This window comes from Micromonospora sp. CNZ299 (genome assembly GCF_002754415.1).
This window is the reverse complement of sequence record NZ_PEFG01000001.1, coordinates 6,115,282-6,136,422: the sequence shown is the minus strand read 5'-3', so window position 1 is coordinate 6,136,422 and position 21,141 is coordinate 6,115,282. Positions and strand designations below refer to the sequence as shown.

At 65.4% G+C, this 21,141-nt stretch carries 12 protein-coding genes; 7 read left to right on the top strand and 5 right to left on the bottom strand.

Annotation, left to right across the window (positions count from 1 at the left end; all coding sequences use genetic code 11):
• Positions 1–383: 383 nt before the first annotated feature.
• Positions 384–821 carry an SLATT domain-containing protein gene (locus tag CLT68_RS27705; protein ID WP_143743274.1) on the bottom strand — a complete coding sequence of 146 codons (438 nt, stop codon included), beginning with the start codon at positions 819–821 and terminating at the stop codon, positions 384–386.
• Positions 822–1,239: 418 nt separating this feature from the next.
• Between CLT68_RS27705 and CLT68_RS27700 the strand changes: the two genes are divergently transcribed.
• The gene (locus CLT68_RS27700) at positions 1,240–1,848 is read left to right on the top strand and encodes a hypothetical protein (protein WP_099855334.1); all 609 of its coding nucleotides are present in this window, start codon (positions 1,240–1,242) and stop codon (positions 1,846–1,848) included.
• 346 nt (positions 1,849–2,194) lie between these two features.
• Here the strand turns inward: CLT68_RS27700 and CLT68_RS27695 are convergent, their stop codons facing one another.
• Entirely contained in the window at positions 2,195–3,379 is a 1,185-nt protein-coding gene (locus CLT68_RS27695; protein ID WP_099855332.1) for a HEAT repeat domain-containing protein, read from the bottom strand.
• Positions 3,380–3,485: 106 nt separating this feature from the next.
• Positions 3,486–3,983 carry a YfbM family protein gene (locus tag CLT68_RS27690; protein ID WP_099855330.1) on the bottom strand — a complete coding sequence of 166 codons (498 nt, stop codon included), beginning with the start codon at positions 3,981–3,983 and terminating at the stop codon, positions 3,486–3,488.
• Positions 3,984–5,294: 1,311 nt separating this feature from the next.
• On the opposite strand from CLT68_RS27690, the gene CLT68_RS27680 reads away from it, so the two are divergent.
• From CLT68_RS27680 to CLT68_RS33995, 3 genes are all read left to right on the top strand, one after another.
• Positions 5,295–5,987: a hypothetical protein gene (locus tag CLT68_RS27680; RefSeq protein WP_158240950.1), complete on the top strand. Its 693-nt coding sequence runs from the start codon at positions 5,295–5,297 to the stop codon at positions 5,985–5,987.
• 109 nt (positions 5,988–6,096) lie between these two features.
• Positions 6,097–7,995, top strand: coding sequence for a DUF4209 domain-containing protein (locus tag CLT68_RS27675; protein ID WP_099855326.1), 1,899 nt, complete (start codon positions 6,097–6,099; stop codon positions 7,993–7,995).
• Between the two features lie 312 nt (positions 7,996–8,307).
• The gene (locus tag CLT68_RS33995; protein ID WP_486482343.1) at positions 8,308–8,568 is read left to right on the top strand and encodes a hypothetical protein; all 261 of its coding nucleotides are present in this window, start codon (positions 8,308–8,310) and stop codon (positions 8,566–8,568) included.
• 356 nt (positions 8,569–8,924) lie between these two features.
• Here the strand turns inward: CLT68_RS33995 and CLT68_RS27665 are convergent, their stop codons facing one another.
• Positions 8,925–9,704: a transposase gene (locus CLT68_RS27665; protein WP_099857720.1), complete on the bottom strand. Its 780-nt coding sequence runs from the start codon at positions 9,702–9,704 to the stop codon at positions 8,925–8,927.
• A 77-nt stretch (positions 9,705–9,781) separates the two neighbouring features.
• On the opposite strand from CLT68_RS27665, the gene CLT68_RS27660 reads away from it, so the two are divergent.
• The gene (locus tag CLT68_RS27660) at positions 9,782–10,381 is read left to right on the top strand and encodes an AAA family ATPase (protein ID WP_199177162.1); all 600 of its coding nucleotides are present in this window, start codon (positions 9,782–9,784) and stop codon (positions 10,379–10,381) included.
• Positions 10,382–10,524: 143 nt separating this feature from the next.
• Here CLT68_RS27660 and CLT68_RS27655 read toward each other — a convergent pair whose 3' ends face one another.
• Complete coding sequence (locus tag CLT68_RS27655) at positions 10,525–11,811, bottom strand: IS256 family transposase (protein WP_099855322.1); 1,287 nt, start codon at positions 11,809–11,811, stop codon at positions 10,525–10,527.
• A 292-nt stretch (positions 11,812–12,103) separates the two neighbouring features.
• On the opposite strand from CLT68_RS27655, the gene CLT68_RS27650 reads away from it, so the two are divergent.
• Both CLT68_RS27650 and CLT68_RS27645 read left to right on the top strand, forming a co-directional pair.
• Positions 12,104–12,763 (top strand): hypothetical protein, encoded by a 660-nt coding sequence (locus CLT68_RS27650; protein ID WP_486482342.1) that lies wholly within the window; start codon positions 12,104–12,106, stop codon positions 12,761–12,763.
• A 1,640-nt stretch (positions 12,764–14,403) separates the two neighbouring features.
• On the top strand, positions 14,404–21,114 hold the full coding sequence (locus CLT68_RS27645) for a polymorphic toxin-type HINT domain-containing protein (RefSeq protein ID WP_143743272.1): 6,711 nt from the start codon (positions 14,404–14,406) through the stop codon (positions 21,112–21,114).
• Positions 21,115–21,141 lie beyond the last annotated feature (27 nt).

The following is a 21,141-nucleotide window of genomic DNA, read 5'->3' as shown; positions in this document are numbered from 1 at the left end:
GGTCAAGCCTCCAGCCTCCCGACTGGCTGGTGCCGGCTGTTGAACTGGGGCCTGCCGGCGCCAACCAAGAGGTCAGCTCGCATCGATGCACTGCTCTGGCTGTCGTCGCGGTGGCGTCGGTTCGGGTCCCGCGAGCTGACCCAGATCCCACTGGCGAACCTGTGAGCAGGGCTTCCTGAACGGTTACCTCTTCGGTGAATCCGAAGTTGGCGGCCCCCGCCCTGGCCCAGCTGTGGGTCGGTTCTTCAACGTGTGTCGTTGCACCCGGGCCAGCGCAGCTCATCGAGTCTGCTCGACCGCTTCCTCGAGTTTGAGGTGTTCGGCAGGCCGCTTTCGACCTGACCCTGAATTTCGTGGCGATGCCCGAGTTTGGCGGCCTCGTGCTACTCCGGCGATCGGGCCAGCACAGTGTGGTACTCGTTGTGCAACGTGTCCAGAGTGGCCCGCGCCTCTTCGAGCGAGGTGGACGGGAGAGTCAGCTCACGGAAGTTCGCCGCTTGCGTCGCTAGCCGGGCGAGGGCGAACGTCTGCGTCTGGTTGAATCGCGCTCGCTGATCCGGGCGAACCACGGTCTGGGTTCCTGCGAGGATGGCAGCGAGCACAGCGCAAATGCCGACGACGACGCCCGGCACTCGCTGGGCGAAGGCCGTGGCGCCAGCGGCGCCAGCGAGCATGGTTGCGGGGATACCAAGTAGGAAATGTAGCCGCTCATACCGCCGCCGCCAGCGGGCATACGCTCGCGCATCCCGGATCGTGGCAGCTTCTAACTCGACGAACTTCGCCTCGAAAACAGTCAGCAGCCTCGATTTTGAATCACCCACGTCCGCGATTCTAGTGGCGCGTGGTGTGCTGGTGGCAATGCTGTCAACGCTGGCTCTGGCAGACATTTTGTCATTGATCATGGTGGCGGCTCGAGGTGTGGCGAGGACGCGGTTGCGGAATAGGAGGTCGAGGTTCGCGAGAATGACAGCTGAGGTCCGAGCAGCCCAGGCTCGGGTGTCACGCTGACCGGCGGATAGAGGACTCGATTCTTTCGATCATGGCCAGATCATGCCAGGCACTCCAGCCGACCAGCAACCTCGCGCCGCAATGGTTGATCTCCAGGTCACGTGGAGAGAAGCACCGTCCACGAACCGGAAAAGCGGCGGCTGAAGACTCCCACGATCGGGTGCCCGCTCAGCTCCACGCCGACACGGCTCTATGCCTTCGACCCTCCGCACGCACATGCCGCGTTCAAGCATGTCGCCGCTACGCTGGACCGAGCGGCTGGTCGTCCGTGGTCAGACCGTGGACCCAGCCGGAATGCTGGCGGCCGTGGCCCAGGCCGTCACCGCCAACAGCATCGAGGTCGGCCGCTTCGGTGACGTCGTGCGGTTCACCGCCGAGGAACTCGGTGACTTGTCGGTCCGTGCGGCGCAGTTCGCCGGCTGGTGGCAACAGCGTGGACCGACCATGGCCGGCGACGTGGCGCTACGGTTCGTCGGGCCGAGCGAGCTCACGGAGCTGCGCTACAGCAAGCCAGAGCTGGCTGTTGAACACGTGCAGCGCCACATCATGGTCGATAGCGGCCGGCCCTACGGCCCGGGTGAGACCCCCGGGCCGCTACGCCGGCTCACTGCGGCGCTCCTGCGTCGGGCGCGGCCCGGCTTCACCGCGTCGGAACTGTCAATCCGCGACGAGGGTACCGTCCTCTGCGTGGCCCTGGCCGGTCGCGACCTCGACGACCGGCCCCGCAGCCTGGAGTTCCAGGCATTCAACCCCGCGCACGACGACTACGACCCCGACGACGGCTACTGCCTGCTCACCGAGCAGCACGCACCGGTCTTCCAAGGGCTGGTCGCGCTTTAGTTGACGCCGCGGGTGCTAAGCCTGCAACTGGCCGACGGAGCGGCCCGAACCTGGGGAACGCGATCCGCGATGTACCCGGTCAGGTTCCACCTCGACAACCACGAGATCGAACAACTCCGGCAGTCGCTACGTCGCCTTTTCTCCTTCGGAGGCGATCGATTTACCGCACCGACACTCGACCTGCAGTAAGAGAAGGCACTTCTTGGCTTGCTGGCCACCACGCGCTCATCCCGCGAGGCGCTCGCCGCAGCGTCACGGCCGGCAGTTCCGGTGGTCGCACACTCGAGCCGAGAGGTAGGACGCCATGCAGGACGGCCATGTCGCCCGCGCTCGATGGGCCGCCGGGTCAGCGAGCGGTGGGATTGGTTAATCGGTCCAGTTCGGTGGCGGCGAGTTGGCGCAGGGTCTGGTTTGGGTCGCGGGTATATCGGTGGAGGATGTCCGGGGCGGCGTCGGGCGCGAGGTGTCGTGCCACGACCGCGACACGCTGACGGACCATTGGATCTGGGTCGTCCGCCAATTCGACCAGGAGTCGTTCCCGGTGGGATGGCCTGCCGTCGGCGCTGGCGAGTCCGCTGAGGGTGGCCGCTCGTACTGCGGTCTCGCCGTCTCGTGCCAGCATCGTGAGTTGCGGTGCCACGCGGGGATCCGAGTCGGCCGCCGTCGCGAGCGCTTTGGCGGCTTGGACTCGCAGTTGTGGGTCTTGGTCGGCAGCCAGCACCAGTAGCGTATCGACCGCCGCTGGCCCGCCGACCGAGCCGAGGGCTTCTGCAGCGTTCTCGCGGACGGGCCGATCGGGGTCCTGGAGGAGCCGTTGCAGGGCCGGGGTCGCCTCGTGACTGCCGAGTCGCCCGAGTGCGTAGGCGACCATGGACCGTACTCGCGGTGTCGGGTCGGCGGCGAGGGCAACGAGCGGTGCGACCGCGTCAACCCGGCCGGTGTAGCCAAGCCTGCTCGCGGCCGACACCCGGACCTGCTCGTTCAGGTCACGCAACGCCAGAACGAGCGCGCCGAATGCCCAGTCGTCGCCGGCTGGGTCAGGGATCGAGCCCACTGCCATGGACCTGATCTCCGGGTCGGCGTCGGTCACGGCCGCAGCGAGCAGCTCGACATCCTGTGCTTCGACCACGAACCCGAGCGCCCACAGCCCAACACGGCGCAGCTCCGGCGTATCACCCGTGGCGAAATTACGCACCACACACCGGCTGGTCGCCCGGTCTGCGTGCAGCAGCTCGATGATCTCGGCCTGGAGACTGTCTTGGTCGTCCCCGAGATCGCGCGCCGAAGCGCGTAGCAGTACCGGCAACGCCGCCACGCCCTCGATGCCAGCCAAGACACCGGCAATCAGATCTCGGCCGTAGAAGTTTCCCTCGTCGAGGAACCGGTCCAGCACCTCCCGCAGCCGGGGTACCAAGGTCGTGTCCCCGGATGCGGCCAGGGCCGTGACGGTCGGCGCGATGTCGTCGTAATCGTCCTCAAGCTCCATGGCGTGCCGGACCACAGCCTCCAACGCCCCATGGCTGTCGATCATCCGGTCACCATGCCATACCACCGCCCGGCGGTGGTACAGCGCACTGGCCCGAGCAACGAGAGTTGCCAGAAAGGGGACGTCTCCAGGTCGTGCGTCTGAGTGGCAATCAAACAATGGCAAGGAGTACCGCCTGGTCCTGGGCGGCGGCTGAGCGGTAGAAGCGGCAGAGGTCGGCGAAGGCCGGCGCGAGGAAGCTATCGAAGTCGTCGGCGCCGTGAACCCACCCACCCGGGTAGATGTCTGCGGCCGCCAGGGCGTCTGGGTCGAAGCGGGCGCGCAACGTGTCGATGTCTAGCATGTCGAGCGCGGTGGCGACGACGCGGACCGTTTCCACACGGAGGAGGCGTGCGGGCCCGTAGCCGCCCTCCTCGCCGATGTCGCCGCCGCCGAGGACGGCCGCAGCGGCTGGGTTGTCCGACCTCCCGGCGGTTTCGGCTAGCAGGTAATACAGGGCGTGCCACGCCTTGTGCAGATCCAGTTCGGGATCGGGCATCTCTGCGTCTTCATCGTCGAGGTCGCCGAAGAGCAGCAGACTGACCGTCGTCGGATCATCCAACACGGCCCGCAGTTCCTCGGCCGAAAGCCGGCGCCCGATCAGCTCCATGCCCACGAAGTCCTCCCGACAAGTCTGTTCCCCTCCCGTCGCGGGAGCGCCTTGTTGTTGGCGGGGCACGATACCGCTGTCTGCTTCGGCGGTGAGACACCAACCTGGGCAACACGTGCTTCACACGTGGGGCCAGAGCATCGCGGATCCGCGGGATGGCGCGATCTGCAAATGGGGGAGCAGGTGGGGAGCAACAGCATGCCCTGAACGGCCTCGAACTGCACCCAACGGCGTCGAACGGCGCTCAACTGCACCCATCCCTGCCTGCGGCTCCACGTTTCCGCAGGTCAGAGTCGGTGCGGCGTCCTGTTCACCGCGGAGTGCTCAGCGGTTTCGGGCGGCAGTCGACAGTCCTCTATGTTCCCTGGCAGGGAAGTATGCGCAGGTCAAGGCGGTAAGGAGCTGCCAGGTGGCCTGGCCTTGCAACTGGGGGCAGATTGGGTGCAGGTTGGCGAAGAGGTCTCCACTCCCGAAGTGCTCACCGACGCCGGACAGAGGCGAGTGCTTTGACCTGCGGTAATGCGGTGGAGCGGTGCCCCGTGACCTCCCAGTAGAGGTCGAAGTGGTCAGGCGCTGCTGCTCCCGGGACGGCTGGCGCCGGCCGACGTCTCGGTTCGCCTAAGGCCACGTCTGTAGGCGTGCTGCAGATCGATGTGGAGGGTTGCAGGTGGGCTTGCTGGGTCCGCCGCAGTTCCGTCATTCGAGACACCGATCCCACGGGCAAAGTCCTGAGCAGGCCCTTCAAGCTGGAGACCTCTTCGGCGGACCCGAAAGCGTCAGCACCGGAGACTCCGACTCCATCGAACGCTGGCGTTCGTCGTGCTGCTCGCTATTCTCGCCGGCGCTCACCTGCCAGCCATCGCCATCCTGGCAGGATCCATCCAGGGTCGCACTCACCTGGTCACCGTCATCGCCGCCACCAGCGACCCGCACCGGGTGCCCACCACCATCGCTCTCCTGCTGCCCGGCTTACGCGGCCAGCTCGCGGTCTCCCGCCCACCACGGCTCCACGGCTGCCACTCAGGGCATCCACAGTCTGACCTCGGCGTTGATCGCGACCATCGGCCTGCGGATCCTCCGCGAGACCAGCAGGCGCCACAAGGCCCGGGCCGCAGCAGATCGTCGGGAGTCTCCTCGGCGTCGACGCGTTGACCACAGGCTCCCCCGTCGGCCAGCGATCCTCCCGACAGGAAGCGGGCGGGGGGTCGCCCGCTCGGTCGCCATCGGCCAGTTTGCTGCGCCGGCGTCGGGCAGGCAGACGATTGCCCACCTACCGGCCCAAGGTTGCGGCAGTGGGGCATCATGCCGGGCGTGGAACCGTACCCCGAGGACAGCGACCGAATGCAAGGGCTTGCGAAGTCCGCCGAGATGGCCATTTCGTTCGTGCCCGTCGCCGGCAGCGCCCTCCAGGTTGCCTTCAACGAACTCGCTGGCCGGCGCCTTGCCGACCGACGCACCCGATGGCTGAACGACCTCGCCGCGAAGGTGCACGAGCTCGAAGAGCAGGTCGGCGACTTCGCGCAGCTCATCGGCGAGGACGCGTTCATGGACGCGCTGACCACCGCCGCGCAGATCGCCGACCGCACCTCGCGCGCCGAGAAGCTCGAGGTGCTGCGCAACGCGGTCGTCAACTCCGTGATGCCCGACGCGCCCGACGTCGACACTCAGCAGCTCTTCTTCGACATGATCGACCGGTTCACCCCGACCCACGTACGAATGCTGCAGCTGCTGTCCGACCCGCCTGGCTGGTTCGACCGCCACGGCGTACCTCGGCCGAACAGCTCCATGGGCCCGAAGACAGGCATCATCGAGGCCGGCATGCCGGAGCTTGCCGGCCGCCGCGATCTGATCGACCGGTACGCCGGTGCACTCACCACCGCTGGCCTGATCAACCAGTCGCTCACCGGAATGATGACGGAGAACGGACTGTGGACGCCGGCGACGACTCCACTCTGTGTCGAGTTCCTGGCCTTCATCGCGGACCCCGAGAGCAAGGTCGACTAATCCTCGGGCCGCTACGGGCTGGCCGCGGGTTCGTCACGCGCGGGCTATGGCCACTGCTGCTAAAAGATCGTGATCGGGCACGCCGCGCCGGGCCCGTGCAGGCGAGAGCATGGAGGAGACGCAGGTGACGAGTACGGCCTCGGACGGAGGGGCGGCGGAGGCGTCGATCGACCCATCGTGGTGGGCTCCCGCGGTGGTAGATGAGAACGGCCTCTCACGCGGGAACGAATGCCCCGAGGTGCTTTCGCTCGACCTCGCCCGCCTGAGGGCTGAAGCTCAGGTAGACGCAGGAGAGGACAGCCTGAGGACGCGCGTGCTGGACGTGCTGGCGAAGGCGGCGTCCCCCATGCTGGTTCCCGACAACTGGGCGGAGCCGTACGCGCCCGCCATGGAGATCGGGAATCGTCGATCGTTTGTCCCAGACGACTTGAGCAAGCCGGAGCTCGAGTTGCTGGCCCGCCTCGTGCCCCTCATCGAGGAGCCGACCCTGAGGGCCAGGGTCGCTGACATCGCGTGGTCCTACGGCAACCGGGGCAACACAGACCTGCTGTCCGCTGCGGTGGATGCGTACCGCTCGGTGCCGCTGGAGCGCGACGCCTGGCTTGATGCGGGTCGTGACGGCTGGCGACGGGCGCTTGAGCTGTCGGTGCGCCGGGGCAAGGCCGGCCTTCAAACTGTCATGGAGATGACGACGGAGCTGGCCGAGTTTCTGCTTGCCAACGACAGCTCTGCGGGTTTCATGCTGACCGAGATTTCGGACCTGCTGCGCAAAGTCAGGTCCGTTGATCAGGCACCTCGGGATTTGGCCGACCACTTTGTGTCGCTGGCCGCTACGGTCCCCGGGAACCATCGGCTCAGGCGCGCGTACGAGCGCCACGCCTGTACCTGGTTCTCGCGGGCGGGCGAGACAGACCTCGCCAATGAGTGCATCGAGCGCGTCGCCCAGGCGTATATCGACGAGGCGGACGAGCGACTAGCGCAGGACAGGGGCGCGCTCGTTGCCGGCACGTTTATCGAGAAGGCCGTCGCGACCATACGTGGTCTTCCCCGGAGGTACCGCTCCGCACGCGCTCTCGACGGGCAACTCCAGCAGCTGCGGGACCGGCTCGCTGACATCCGGGAGCACTCGCTAGAGGAGATGATGCTCATCCAGTCGGACCCAATCGACATCACTCCCTTTGTCGAGGATGCGCGCAAGAGGGTGTATGGGAAGGAGCGACTCGAAGCACTTGTGAGTCTCGCCGGAATCGTGCCGCTGATCGACGCCAAGAAGGCGATGGCCGAAGAGCGAGAGCGTATGCAGGGGAGCGTCTCGGGTCTGCTCGGAGTCTCGACGTTCAGCACCGATGCACGCAAGGTCGCTGCTCGGGCGGGACTCGGTGTGGGCGAGCCGCCCGATGAGGCAGTCTTCGCCGAGGTGGTTCGGTCCTTTAGGTGGAGGATCGACCTCCACGTCAAGGCACTCATATACCCTGCCCTCGAGGTGCTGATGCTCGAACATCGCTTCGACACCGGATTCCTCACGGAGATTTGCTACGAGTCGCCGGTCGTTCCTTCGGGGCACGCCAACCTGTGGGCGCGTGGGCTGTGGCACGGGCTTTCCCGTGACTTCCCGTCGGCCATTTCAATGCTTGTACCCCAGGTCGAGCAGCTGGTGCGCATTCACCTGAAGGCCCACGGGATCTTCACACTCTTCGTAGACGAGAACGGCGTGGAGACGGAGAAGGGGCTCAACACCCTGCTTGAGATGCCAGAGTCTCTGCAGTTGCTGGGACCTGATCTCACCCTAGAACTGCGTGCCCTGCTGTGCGAACAGCTCGGCCCAAACCTGCGCAACGACCTGGCGCACGGGTTGCTCAACGACCCCCAGTCGTGGAGTGCTGCAGCGGTTTACGCGTGGTGGTTGTGCCTTCGACTGGTGGTCCTGCCCTACTACGGCATGCTCATGGAGGCACAGGCAGAGGCAGGTTCTGCGGGTGAGGCAAGGGACGTGGAGCGATCTAGCTGAGGGCCGCTGCGGGAGCGATCAGATCAAGGTGCCGCGCGGACCGCAGCACCACCTAGCAGCGCGGGCGGCGTACCAGGTGCAGTGCTGGACGCCCGCTTTCAATCCGACCCCCCTAGACGGGGGCACGCCGTGGTTCCGTCATCTGAGACACCGATCCCACGGGCAACGCCCTGACCAGGCCCTTCAGACTGGGGACACCTTCGGTGGATCCGAAGATGTCAGCTAGTTTGCCTCCCGTCGTCAGTCGGGCGATGTCCGCTGACTTCGATGAGCGGTTGTTCGCGGCGGCCGCGATGATCAAAGATGTTGGCCATGAGCCACCAGCACCACACCTTTCACAACCCTCCGTCGGCAACGCCCGCCGATGTGCGGAGGGCTCTCGACCGCAACGACATCGTCGAGGCTACGGATGCAATGGTCGGATGCGCGTTGTACGGCGACGGCGACTGGAAGGCGTCGCAGGAGCTCTACCTAACTCTGCTCGATCACCCTGACCACCAGGTGCAGGCGCTTGCGGCCACTTGCCTCGGGCACCTCGCGAGGGTTACGGTCAACTCGACGAAGATCGTGTAGTCACCGCACTCCGCCATGTGCGCGCCAGGCCTCACGTCAGGGGGACTGCCGGCACTGCACTGGAGGACATCGAGGTTTTCTTGCATCCTCGGCGTGCGCGCTGGCGTGGGCGCCTGTGGCGACTTATACGACCGTGGACCTGGTTCTAACGCAGTTTGGCGCAAACCCGGGCCACGACGAACATGCCCGTTGCCGGTAACACCGCCGCCAGATCGACCAGGGCAGTGGGTGAGTAGACCGCTAGGTGATCACTTCAGCCGTTCCACCAGCTGCTGCTGCTGCGGAATTCGTCGTGGCGGCAGGCTAAGGGCTGTCTCGTAACTGGGTGGAGGCGTTGGCTGGGCCTGGGTCTGTGATCACCAGGTCAGGGCGATGTTGTAGAGGTTAGCGATGCCGGAAGCGGCAGCGGTCAATGTGCGGGCGGCGCGGCGGTAGTCGCGCAGGATCTTCCAGTTCTTCATCCTGGCCAGGGTGTGTTCGACCTGCGCGCGGACGGTGCGGTGCTGGGCATTCAGGTCCTGCTTCCAGGCCGGTAGTGGGCTGCCGTCGCGGTTCTTGCGGTAGGGGATGATCACCTCGGGGTTGCCGAGGTAGCCGCCGTCGGCCATGACGGGCCGTCCGGCCAGCTTCTGGTCGATGCCGGAGGTCCGGTAGACGATCGTGTCGTTGCGGTTGCCCGGCTGGGGGTCGCCGACGGCGATGACGAGGCGGGTGCTGGCGTCGATGGCGACCTGGAGGTTGGTCGAGTACCGATAGTTCTTGCTCGGCGCCGCGAGGCGGTGGTCCCGCGTCGGGATGAGGGTGCCGTCGACGATGGCGATCTGGTCGACCGGCCGGCGGCGCACAGGCGCGAGAACCAGCAGCGGGCCGAGGGTGTCGATGACTCGGTGCGCGGCGGAATGCGACACTCCGAACAGCGGGCCGATCTGCCGCATCGTCAGATTCGTGCGCCAGTAGACGGCCACCAGCAGCACCCGGTCGGCCAAGTCGAGGGCCCACTGCCGGCCCGGCCGACCGTCAGCGATCCCGTCCCCACCACGCTCGGCGGCCAGGCGGACCAGCTTGCGGAACTGGGCGGGGGTCAGCCCAGTGAACGGGAGGATCCACTCCTGGCGGGCTGCGGAGATCACCTGCACCCACGCATCCTCGGTGATCATCCCCAGCGGACAGACGCCGGGGTCATGAGGAATGCACGTCTATCAGAGAGGACGACGTGAGCAGCCAGTACATCGTCATCACCGGGGGACCCGGTGCCGGCAAGACCACGCTGATCGACAGGCTGCGGTGTGCTGGCTACGCCTGCGTTGACGAAGCAGGACGCCAGATCATCCAGGACCAGCTGTCGATCGGCGGCCAGGCGCTGCACACCGGGGACTCACGACTGTTCGCCGAGATCATGCTCAGCTGGGAGATCCGCTCCTACCGCCAAGCCAGCCAACATCCCGGACCCGTCTTCTTCGACCGAGGGATCCCGGACCTGGTCGGCTACTACCTCCTACTCGGCCAGCCCGTCCCCGCACACGTGACAGCCGCCGCACAGCTCTTCCGCTACCACCAGCGTGTGTTCATCGCCCCGCCCTGGCCACAGATCTACACCACCGACGGAGAACGACACCAAGGCTTCGCCGAAGCCGTACGTACCTATGACGCGATGGTCGCTGCCTACACCCAACACGGCTACCAGCTCAGCACCCTGCCCCGCAGCGACGTCGCCTCGCGCGTCAAGTTCATCCAGCAACACACAGCAGCCGTCGATCCCGGAGCTCCTGGATCACACCGCCTGAGCTGCCCCGAGTTACGAGACGTCCCTTAGGAGTTCTACGACGCGTGCACGCTGACCCCACAGTGGCGGTGGTGGACGCGGAGTGCGAGGCGATTTGGGCTACTCCTTCCCGCACCTGCACAACGAGCGGTTCGGCGGGGCTGTCTCGCTAAGGGTGTTTCCGGCGATCTTGGTTAGTAGGTTTCAGCGGCTGGGAAGCGGTCGCTGAAGGTGATGGCGAAGGCGTTCAACGCGGGTTTCCAGCGCATCGTCCATCGGGTTCTGCCTGCTCCGGTGGGGTCCAGGGACCGGGTCACCAGGTACAGACACTTCAACGCGGCCAGCTCGTTGGGGAAGTGGCCGCGGGCCTTGATCGCCCGCCGGTAGCGGGCGTTCAACGACTCGATCGCGTTCGTGGAGCAGATGACTTTGCGGATCTCCACGTCGTAGTCGAGGAACGGGATGAACTCGGCCCAGGCGTTGTCCCACAGGCGGATCACCGCCGGATACCTGCCGCCCCACTTCTCGGCCAGGTCGTCGAACGCGGCCCGGGCCGCCGCCGCGTTGACGGCGGTGTAGATCGGTTTGATGTTGTGCTTCAACTCGTCCCAGTACTTCCGGGAGGTGAGCCGGAACGTGTTGCGGATCAGGTGGATGATGCAGGTCTGCACGATCGTGGCCGGCCACACGTTCGTGACGACCTCGGGTAGGCCTTTCAGCCCGTCGCAGACGAGGAAGAACACGTCCTTCACGCCCCGGTTGCGCAGGTCGGTTAGCACGCTCATCCAGAACTTCGCGCCCTCACCACCGGTGCCGGCCCACAGGCCGAGGATGTCCTTCTCCCCGTCGAGGGTGACCCCGATCGCGGCGTAGAACGGCCGGTTCGCGACCTGCCCATCACGAACCTTGACCACGATCGCGTCGATGAACACCGCCGCGTAAATCTCATCCAGCGGCCGGTGCGACCAGTCGGTCATCTCCTCGATCACCTTGTCAGTGATCCGGGAGATCGTCTCCTTGGACACCGAGGCGCCGTAGATCTCGGCGAAGTGCGCCGAGATCTCGCCTGTGGTCAAACCCTTGGCATACAGCGACAACACGACCTCGTCGACCCCGGACAACCGGCGCTGCCGCTTCTTGACGATCTGGGGCTCGAACGTGCCCGCCCGGTCCCGTGGCACGTCGATCTGCACCGGGCCAGTGCTGTCGGTCAGCACCGTCTTCGCCCTGGTGCCGTTACGGATGTTGCCCGAGCCGGCGCCGTCGGGTTCGTGTTTGGCATAACCGAGGTGATCGGTCATCTCCTCGTTCAACGCGGTCTCCAGGACCGTCTTGGTCAACTGCCTCAGCAGCCCATCCGGACCGGTCAACGACAGGCCCTGTTCCTTGGCCGCCCGGACCAGCTCGACGGCGGCTTTCGCCTCCGCCGACGGCTCCGCCCGCTTCTTCCGTCCAGCCTGATCGTTCTGTGTCGCGGTCATCACGGCACCCTCCTCACCAGGCACAACGCCCGGCAGGTCAGGCCGGAAACACCCTTAAATCCACAGACCCGGTTCGGCCGCCAACTGGAGCTCGCGAGGGCGTTTCTCGCGGGTCGGCCGCGATCAGGCGGTTGGTGAGGAGTCCTCTCGGACAGAACGGTTCGGCACGCAGCGCCGCCGACAGGGGTGGGGCATCTATCAAAGGCAGCTTGATCAGGTGCGTTCGCATGCCGATGAGGAGACGGGCGGCTCCTCACCGGTCGACGAGGAAGGGTCTGCGACCATCGGGGCCATGAGCGACTGGGAGCAGTTCCTTGACGAGGTGTCGTGGTTCCTCGGCACCGGGGAGGGCGCTGCGGTGGGCATGGCGCGGCCGTGGGCCCGTGAGCCGATCGCTGGCTTGCCTGAACTGTCCGCGTTGCTCGCCTCGGCAACGGTCACGCCCGTGTCACTCGGAGATGCCGCCTTTGAACTGCTGGCGTGGGGTTCATCGGGCCGTCGGCGGGGATGGCTTTGCCACCCACCGCGCGATGCGGAGAGCGACCGCATCGTCCAGACGCACAAGAGCTTCTGGAAGGCCTGCGGTGGGATTGTTGAACGGTTCGGCGAGCCGCCTACCTGGTGGGTCAACCAGAACGAGGTGCTCACGGCCGCAGCGACGCAGGTGCGGATCGCGGATGTGCTCAACGACTATGCGTGGATCTGGGAAGACGACGGCCTAGAGATTGCCATCGACCCGGATGACTACTATGCGGTGGCGGTAGAGGCCAACGGGAATCTGACCCTGGCGCATCGCGAAGACGGCCGACTGCTGCTCTTTGCGCCGGACCACGCCTTCGCCGATGTCACCCCCGTGGTGGGCTCCCCACCGTACTCACTGCTCACGATCGATGAGGTGCCCGACCTCGCGACCTGGATCGAAGCGTGCGCTGCGGCCTGGCGACATCAGTAGATCGACGTAACTCGTCAGCCGACGCCCGCTTCTTCGCCGCGTGATCGGTGTAAGCCGCGCTGCGTCACCGCCGATCCGCCATCGGCGGCGAGTCAATAGATCAAGCCGGCATACGGACCTACCGCGCTCTGCGTGCTTCAGAACGTTGGCAGCGGTGGCACCATTGGCCTGCCGATAGAGGTCGACGCCCAGGGCGGGGCTGTCACTTGGTCGTGTCTGCCGCAGGAGGGCGGTGCGGTGCAGGTGGGTTCGTTGGATAGTCGGCCGCGGGTCCAGTCCGAAGTAGCGTGACATCTCGTAGGCGAGGGCGTCAGAAGTGTCGAGGAGCGGCGCCATGACGAACACGACGACCTCAGTTTTCGAACCTTCGAGACCGCTGACGAGCCAGCCCCGGCTGTGAGCTGCGCCCGAGAACGATGCGCTAACCGGGCTCGCTGGGGGCGAGATGGAGGCGTTCTCCTATTTCTTTGACGGTCCGTACTATGTCTATTACAAAAGGTCCGCTCCCGACAACGATCTCGTACGAGTCGAGGCAACGACAGACCGCAGTGGGACGCCGGAACTGTTGGTGGTCACCGAGGTTCGGCTGGGTGATTTGTAGAGTGCCCTGCTGCAAGCGGCCGAATCGTCGCTGGCCTCCGGAGCGGAACGGAAACTCGCGGAGGGTGTCGATGGTCCTGTTGAGCGGATGGTTGAGACTCTGCGAGCCATGAAGGTTAGGTAGCCCTTCTGGCGCGGTCGACGGCGGCTTGTGTGTGGGTGACCGTTCGTGGGAGTGATTGGCTGGCCGCGGAAGCCAGCGCCGGTAACGCCAAGGTGCAGGGGTGCCAGCTCACGATCAGTCGGCGGTTACCGGTCCGGTACGAGCCCGTATGGGGGAGCAGATTGGGAGCAGCCGGGCGCCCTGAATGGCCTTGAACTGCACTCGACGGCGTCGAACGGCGCTCAACTGCACCCACCCCTGCCTGCGGCTCCACGTCTCCGCAGGTCAGAGTCGGTGCAGCGTCCTGTTTCACAGCGGAGTGCTCCGCGGTTCTGCGCAGCGGTCGACAGCGCTCTATGTCGCCTGGCAGGGGAGTGTGCGCAGGTCAAGGCGGTAAGGAGCCGTTGGTTGCCCCGGCCTTGCAGCTGGGAGCAGATTGGGTGCAGGTTGGCGAAGAGGTCTCCGCGCCCGAAGTGCTCACCGATGCCGGACGGAGACGAGGGGCTTCGACCTGCGGTGATGGAGGTCGAGCGGTGCGGCGTGACCTCCCAGTGGATACCGAAGAGGTCAAGCCTCCAGCCTCCCGACTGGCTGGTGCCGGCTGTTGAACTGAGGCCTGCCGGTGCCGGTCACGAGGCCAGCCTGCATCGATGCAGGGCTCTGGCTGTCGTCGCGGTGGCGTCTTGCACGGATCCCGTGAGCTGAGACCCAAATCCCACTGGCGAACCTGTGAGCAGGGCTTCTTTGGCAGTGAACTCTTCGGCGTCGCCGAATTGGTGACCCGGCTGGGGATCGTGATCACCGTGGGTGCCGTCGAGCGGAGCTCTGTCCTGACACGCCTGCTTTGTGGTTGCAGGATGTGATCATCTATTGACCTTCTGTTGGTTGGCCCCTAGTTTTCGATCACTCTGCTTCGGGGTTGGCGTTGGAGGACACTGTGGACGGTACGTTCGGGGCTTCTAGCGTTTTCCCCTTCTGGGTGCGGGTATTGCGGCGTGGCTCGCTGGCGGCGGTGATGCTGTTGGTGCTGACGTTGTTGCCATTCGTGCCTGCCTACGCTGCCCAGGCTTCATCCGGTGCACCGAAGGACCGGTCGGTGCCGGTCAAGCCGCTCGGCAAGCGTAAGCCTGATGTGGCGCAGTCGGCGAAGGAGCTGTGGAAGCCGGAGTCGGGTTCGTTGCCGGCTGGCGGTTCGGCAGTGGTGGAGGTCCTGGGGCAGGCAGCGGCGCGTACGTCCGCGATGCCCCGGGTGGGTGGGCTACCGGTTCGTGTAGCGAGCGACGCGTCTGCCTCACCTGACTCGCGAGGCGGGGCTTCCTCGCCCGGGACTGTCCGGGTCGAGGTGTTCGACAAGGCGAGAGCCGAGCGGGCGGATGTGCCGGTCCTGATGGGCATCGGCCGCGCGGACGGGCAGAACGCCGACGCTCGCGTGCGGGTGGAGGTCGACTACTCGGGAATTCGCGGTACTTTCGGCGCCGCTTGGGCTTCCCGACTGCAGTTGGTGCAGTTCACCGACTGTGAGGGGGAAAGCAACGAAGAGCCCTGTACGTCGATGACCGTTCTTGCTGGTGACAACGACGTAGAACGTGCTGTGGTGTCTGGCAGCGTGAAGCTGGACCAGAATGCGCCGACCGATGCGGCGTTGCGTGCCGGGGCGGTTGAGGGCAGCTCCGCCGCGGGTGCTGTCGTTGCGCTCGTCGCGGGGGCGTCGAGTCAGACGGGCACCTTCACCAGGACACCGCTGGCGTCGTCGTCTTCGTGGGCGGCCGGCTCGCAGTCGGGCGACTTCTCATGGTCCTACGACATGGAGGTTCCGCCGTCCGCCGGTGACCTTGATCCCGAGGTTGGGCTGAACTACTCATCCGGGCGAGTGGATGGACAGACCAACGGCGAGAACACGCAGACGTCGTGGGTGGGCGAGGGCTGGGACTACCAGGCGGGTTACATCGAGCGGTTCTATCGGCCCTGCAAAGACGATCTAGAGACCTCGCCGACTTACTCCAACGCCACCTCTGACCTGTGTTACCGCGACCATAACGCCACCCTGGTGCTTGATGGTGAATCGACGGAACTGGTCCTCGACGACGCTAGCGGCACTTGGCGCAAGTCCGACGACGACGGCACCCGGGTTGAGCTCCTAACGGGCGGACTCGACACCCGTAACTGGAATGACGAACGGTGGCGGCTGACCACGCCAGACGGAACCCGCTACACCTTCGGCTTGAACTGGATCGACAGCCGAGAGACCCACTCCGTGCAGGGCGTGCCGGTCTTCTCCAACCACGCGAACGAGCCGTGCTACAAGGCGACCGGGTTCACCGCATCGTGGTGCCCCATGGCCTACCGCTGGTACCTCGACCTGGTCGAGGAACCCACCGGGGACGTCATGTCGTTCTTCTACAGCAAGGAATTCAACACCACCGCGCGCGCCGGCAACGCCAGCACGGTGACCCAGTACGACCGGTCAGCCACATTGGCTCGAATCGAGTACGGCTCACGTGGGTTCCCGCAACCGGCCACCGCGGCGATGCAGGTCCTGTTCAACACCAAGGAACGATGCTTGTCGTCCTGCTGGTCGGGCACCAACCCGGTGACGGCCAACTGGCCCGACACCCCCTGGGACCTCAAGTGCTCAGGCGCGCCCTGCAGCATCGCCTCACCGACGTTCTGGAGCGAGCGCCGGCTCGAGTCGATCGTGACTCAAGTCCGCACTGGTAGCTCGTACACCACGGTCGACACGTGGTCTCTGACGCACCAGTTCCCCTCCACCAACGAGAGCACGGCGCTCACCTCGCCGAGCCTGTGGTTGGCGTCAATCACGCGAACGGGCGGCCACGGCACGGCCACACAGTCACTGCCGTCGGTGACGTTCGGCGGTTCCCGATACGCCAACCGCACCGACCACAACGTTGCTGCGGGTGTGCCACTGACAAACAAGTACCGAGTCACCAGGGTCGCGACCGAGACGGGCGGTCAGATCGACGTCACGTATGAGGGGTCGGACTGCACGGCGACCAGCCTGCCAGCCGATCCGGCGACGAATACCAAGCGGTGCTTTCCCCAGTACTACACCCCGCCGGACAACGTCGCTGGCTGGGCGTGGTGGAACAAGTACCGGGTGACTCAGGTGGTTGAGAAGGACCTTGTCGGCGGGTCACCGGACATGGTCACCTCCTACGCCTATGCCACCTCCACACCGACCGGCGGCTCATCGAGCGCGGTCCTGTGGCACCACAACGACAATGCCTGGACCGCACAGTTGCCACACCGGTCCTGGTCCGACTTCCGCGGCTGGCCAGTAGTCACCGTCACCGAGGGCGCCGCGGGTGGCACCCAGTCGCAAACCCGCTACGTCTACTTCACCGGCATGCACGGTGACCGCACGGACGCGGGCGAGAACACCCGCTCCGTGTCGATCACGGCGTCGGACGGCTACCCGGTGGCCGACTACGACAGCTACGCGGGCATGCTCCGCGAGGAGATCCACTACGCCTCCCCGGGTGGGCAGGCCCTTGTCCGCAAGATTCATGGTCCGTGGCGGCACCGCACCGCCCTTCGGGTGGAACCGCCGGGGTACGCGCAACCCTCAACCTTCGAGGCATGGTTTGCCGAGTCCCGTGTCCTGCACACCTACGAGTGGATCGCCGCGACCGGCATCTGGCGCCAATCAGAGCTGTACCACAACTACGACACGACCTACGGCAGCGTCACGACGACCACCGACAACGGCGACACGAACCGCTACGGCGACGAAACCTGCACCACCTACACCTACGCCCGCAACGTCACGCCGACGACGTTTATGGTCGACTACCCGGCCGAGGAACTCGTCAGCGACTGCACCGCATTGCCGGGGCCCGCCAACATCCTCGGCGGCACCCGCACCTTCTACGACGGATCAACCAACCCAGGGGCACCTCCGAGCCTGGGTTTGGAAACCCGCGTCGACGAACTGGCGTCCTACACGTCGTCCACACCTAACTGGCTCACCACCGAGACCAGCACCTACGACGCGCACGGCCGCATCCGCACCGCCACCGACGCACTCGGCTACACCACCACCACGACTTACACTCCGGCGGCCGGGAGCCCGGTGACGGCAGTCACGGAGACCAACGCCGCCGAACACTCGACCACCGACACCCTCAACCTGCGCGGGCTCCCCGTCACCTCGACCGACCCGAACAACAAGATCACCACAGCCCAGTACGACCTGCTCGGCAGACTCACCAAGACCTGGCTGCCCGGCCGCTCCACCACCGCTAATCCCAACAGCGAATATATCTACACCGTGACCAAGGCCGCGCCATCGACAGTGCAGACCAAGGCCCTCGGCCCCACCGATAAACAGATCAGCTCCGTCGAGATCTACGACGGCTTCCTCCGCCAGCGGCAAACTCAGACCACAGCGCCGGACGGGAAACGCGTCATCGCTGACGTTCGCTATGACTCCCGCGGCCTACTCGTGCAGGAATCGGCCTTCTACAACGATGCCAGCGCGCCCACTGGCACCCTGGTGACCTTCGCTGACGCCAACGTGCCCACCCAGCGTCGCTACACCTTCAACGGAGCCGGGGAACTCACCCGAGACGCCCTCTGGTCGATGAACGCGGAAAAGTGGAACACCACCATCGCCCATGACGGTGACCGCGTCACCATCGATCCACCGGCCGGCGGTATCCCCACCACCCGCTTCGAAGACGCCAACGGGAACACCACGCGCCTGCTACAGCACCTAGGTCAGGCACCGAGTGGTGCAGCGGACGAAACAAAGTACTACTACGACCCACTCGGCCGACTCGATTTCGTCATCGACCCGGTCTTCAACGGCTGGCTTTACACCTACGACCTCCGTGGTCGCCTCATCCACACCAACGACCCTGACACCGGTCAGAGCACCTACGGCTACGACGACCGCGACCAGCTCACCACCACCACCGACGGCCGCGGTGAGGTCCTGTACCGCGACTTCGACGCTCTCGGAAGGATCACCGAACTCCGCGACGACACCGAAACCGGCCCGCTGCGCGCGTCCTGGACCTACGACACCCTCGCCAAGGGCTTCCCCACCTCATCCACGCGCCATCACAGCACCGGCGACTACACCCAACAGGTCACCGGCTACACCGACCTGTACCAGCCCACCGGCCGCACCAACACCATCCCCGCCAGCCAAGGACTACTCGGCGGCACCTACGCCACCGGCTTCGGCTACCACCCCGACGGCACCCCCGCCACCACGACCCTGCCCGCGAAGGGCGGACTCCCCGCCGAAACCGTCACCTCCACCTACACCGACCACGGCTACCTCGCCGGCGTCACCGGCCTCGACACCTACCTCGCCAGCGCCCAGTACTACTGGCACGGCGGCGTCAAGCAACAGATCCTCGGCTCGGGAACGAAGCGCGCCCGCCTCACCACCACCATCGAAGACTCCACCGGGCGACTCACCAAGTACGGCGTCGAAACCGAGAACCCCACCACCCCTGACACCTGGAACGAGAAACTCACCGAGCGATACACCTACGACGACAACAGCAACATCACCGGCATCGCCGAGACCAGCGGCGCCACAACCGCCGCCAACCAATGCTTCGGCTACGACTACCTGCAGCGACTCACCGAAGCCTGGACCACCGCCGCCGCGACCTGCCAAAGCACACCCAGCCAGACCATCGTCGGCGGTGCGGATGCCTACTGGCGCTCCTACACCTACGACCAGACCGGCAACCGGCTCAGCGACACCCGACACAGCGCATCTGGCGACACCACCCGCAGCTACACCTACGGCAGCGCCACTCAGTACATCCCACACGCCCTCACCGGCATCACCACCAACGGCGGTGGGCCCACCACCACCTCCACATACGACAACGGTGGATACCTCAAAACCCGCACCAGCACCGGCAAACCCAACCAAACCCTCAACTACGACGCCGAAGGGCACCTCGCCACCCTCACCAACGGCGCCACCACCCACAGCTACGTCTACGACCCCGAAGGCAACCGCCTCATCGCCGACAACCCCGGCACACAAAAAACGCTCTACCTGGGCGACACCGAATACCACCAAAGCAGCACCGGCCAAGTCACCGCCACCCGCTACTACCCCAACGCCGTGCGCACCACCACCGGCGGCCTGACCTGGATGGCCGCGAACCACCACGGCACCACCGAACTCGCCATCAACGCCACCACGCTCACCGCCACCCGCCGCCGACTCACCCCCTTCGGCGAAGACCGCAGCGCGACACCACCGTCCTGGCCCGACAACAAAGGCATCGTCGGCGGCACCAACGACCCCACCGGATACACCCACCTCGGCGCCCGCGAATACGACCCCACCACCGGACGCTTCCTCTCCCCCGACCCCCTCATCGACTTCGGCGACCCACAAACACTGCACGGCTACGCCTACGCCAACAACAGCCCCATCACCTACTCCGACCCCGACGGACTCGCGCATATTTCTCACAACGGAGGCGGCATCCGCGGCGGCGGGGCGGCTCTCGGCAGTGGCGGGTCCTCCCTCGGGAAAGTGCTGGCGAAGTTGTTTGGTAAGGGCTCTAAGAAGAAGCCCCCAAAAAAGGCGCCATGGGCAAAGCAGACGAAACAAACCGGCGCTAAGCGCATGAACGACCGCAATGAGATGGCCGACGTCAAGAAAGCCATCCGCAACAACCCAAACAAGAACAGGGTCACCAAACCTAAGGCCAAGCCCAAAACGGCCCCCAAGCCCCGACCCAAGCCCACCACCAAACCCAAGGGCAACCGCAGCAAGCCCAGACCTGCCGCGAAACCAAAGCCCAGACCCGCCAGCAAAAAACAAGCCCCGGCGAAGACCAAATGTGAACATAGCTTCACGCCAACAACCCCTGTCCTCACGGCCGACGGCACCCTCCGCCCGATCAGCACTCTCACCCCAGGCGACAAGGTCCTCGCCCACGACCCCGAGACAGGGACAACTACTGCCCAACCCGTCGAAGCAGTCCACACCAATAAAGACACGGAGCTGACTACCCTCAGCATCCGAACCGACGACGGCACATTCGCAACCCTCGAAACTACCCAGAACCACCCGATATGGAGTGAGACCCGCAACAAATGGGTAAACGCCGAGGATCTCCAAGCAACCGAAAGGCTCCGAACGGCCTCCGGCGAAGTCGCCTCCGTCGCGGAAGTTCACAATTTCACCGGCGCTGCGACGATGCACGATCTCACAGTGGCGACCATTCACACGTACTATGTGATCGCAGGGGACGCATCGGTCCTCGTTCACAACTGTACGGTAAAGTTCACAAAGGAGGAGGCTGATAGTCTTCAGCCGGGTGATTTCGCTGATGAAAGTATCGGAGCTACGGGACCAATCGTAACTCGGGCACAGAATGAGGCGATGCAGGGACTTCCGTGTCACAGCTGCGGGGCGACTGGCGTAAGGAACGTCGGTGACCACCAACCTCCGACTGGGCTTTCAGTTCCCGGACGTCGTCAGCGCTTGTATCCACAGTGTCAGGACGGATGCAGTACAGGAGTTCAAGCGGGCGCAGTGCTAAAGGCGCAACGATTGCTCAGAAACCACGGCGTTTATAATCCGAACGCGCCGGGTGCCTACCAGCGAGTGTTGGAGCTTCTGGCCAGCCACAAGTAGCTATGCTGTTCGTCGGTAGGACCAGAC

Coding starts and splice junctions, on each gene's coding strand:
- CLT68_RS27700 (WP_099855334.1), top strand. CDS start 1,240: ATGTCGCCGCTACGCTGGACCGAGCGGCTGGTCGTCCGTGGTCAGACC.
- CLT68_RS27695 (WP_099855332.1), bottom strand. CDS start 3,379: ATGATCGACAGCCATGGGGCGTTGGAGGCTGTGGTCCGGCACGCCATG.
- CLT68_RS27690 (WP_099855330.1), bottom strand. CDS start 3,983: ATGGAGCTGATCGGGCGCCGGCTTTCGGCCGAGGAACTGCGGGCCGTG.
- CLT68_RS27675 (WP_099855326.1), top strand. CDS start 6,097: ATGGAGGAGACGCAGGTGACGAGTACGGCCTCGGACGGAGGGGCGGCG.
- CLT68_RS33995 (WP_486482343.1), top strand. CDS start 8,308: ATGAGCCACCAGCACCACACCTTTCACAACCCTCCGTCGGCAACGCCC.
- CLT68_RS27655 (WP_099855322.1), bottom strand. CDS start 11,811: ATGACCGCGACACAGAACGATCAGGCTGGACGGAAGAAGCGGGCGGAG.
- CLT68_RS27650 (WP_486482342.1), top strand. CDS start 12,104: ATGAGCGACTGGGAGCAGTTCCTTGACGAGGTGTCGTGGTTCCTCGGC.